This window comes from Winogradskyella ursingii (genome assembly GCF_013403975.1).
Classification (GTDB): Bacteria; Bacteroidota; Bacteroidia; order Flavobacteriales; family Flavobacteriaceae; genus Winogradskyella; species Winogradskyella ursingii.
The window spans coordinates 1-1,503 of the sequence record NZ_JABFDH010000014.1; the positions used below are offsets into that span (position 1 = coordinate 1).

1 protein-coding gene is annotated in these 1,503 nt (G+C 31.7%); it reads right to left on the minus strand.

Features of this window, described 5'->3' with window-relative positions; translation table 11 throughout:
* Window positions 1-135: 135 nt before the first annotated feature.
* On the minus strand, window positions 136-1,503 hold a 1,368-nt coding region (locus HM983_RS15730; RefSeq protein ID WP_218841880.1), incomplete at its 5' end, for a serine hydrolase.

The window sequence follows — 1,503 nt, forward strand, 5'->3', positions numbered from 1 at the left end:
AACGGTCTAGTGTATGATTTCGTTGCGTGATTAAGCACTAAATTTAGCAAATAAATCACAGATAGAAAGTCCGTGAGTACATTCGTAAGTAGGCGATTACTAGCAATGAATTATACACATTGTTGGCAACAGTTATTATTCTTTTGTTCCCTCAAATCGGTTTGGTCCCATAGAAAGTACTATACCCATTTTACCTCCATTTGCTGAAGGGATAAATTCAGCTTTTGCAGGAAAATCTTTAACCATAAATAAAGTCTTTGTCTCTGGAAATAATTTGTCAGCCTTTCCTCCATCTACAGAAATTAGTAGTTGCATATCTTCTCGATATACCTTTGCTCCAAATCCTTCTGTCATCTTATAAGTTCCGACATAACTATCTAACATTTCAGCAGTTAGTTTAGGGACTGCTCTTTGGTACATAGTCGAAGCAATATCAAATATTATGGTATTGGTGTTAATGGTTTTTATATCACTTACGTTAGAAAAAACAATAATCAATAAATCATCTTCAGGGAAATATAAGTCAGACGTGGAATAACCAAAAGTAAAGCCATTATGAAAAACAGTTAGCTTTCCAAATTTCTTATCGGTATAAAATCCATACCCATAATTAGACAATTCTATATTATTCGCTTTGTATGGTTTCCAAGCTTTGTAGAGCGATTCTTTTGAGATGACTTTAAAGGTGGAAAGTCCTTCATACCATTTTGCTAAATCTTTTGCCGTACTGTGGATGGCTCCAGGTCCTTTTGATTGGGTATATGAATGAGGTCTGTGTGGTACAAAGTCATTATTTTCCTTTTCATATCCTTTTGGTTTGTTAGTTATATTTTGACCATCTTTAGGAAAAAAGGTGTTGGACATATTCAATGGTTCAAAAATATTTTTTCTAATATACTCTTCATATGTTTTCCCAGATATCTTTTCGATGATATGTCCAAGTAATATGTAGTTCATATTTACATAAGAATGTCTCTGATTTGGTAGGAAATCTAAAGAGTCTTGCTTAAAATAATTAATTACATCAATACTTTTTTTAAATTCCTTGCTAGCTTCATTTTCTGCCCAGTTTAAATCTGTATGTCTTTTGATTCCTGAAGTATGAGTCAGCAAATTTTCGATAGTTATAATATTTTCTTGTGTGGGAAAGTCTGGAATAAATTTTCTAATATCATCGGTTAGTTCGAGTTGTTTTCTCTCAACTAATTGTAAAATACTAATAGCAGTAAATTCTTTACTTACACTAGCTATGTCATATACCGAGTTTATTTCGAGCTTATTCTTTGACTCTAAATCGGCAATTCCAAAAGCTTTATGGTATAATACTTTAGATTTATTTTTAACGAAAATTTCTACACCAGGTTTATCATTCCAAGATTGCTTTGCCATTAAACTATCAATGGATTGTTCAATATTTTGCCCTTGTACAATATTGAGGAAGAAAATCGTAAAAATTGATAAATAAAATCGTTCCATTTTAGTTTGTTTTAATTGTTGCCAACG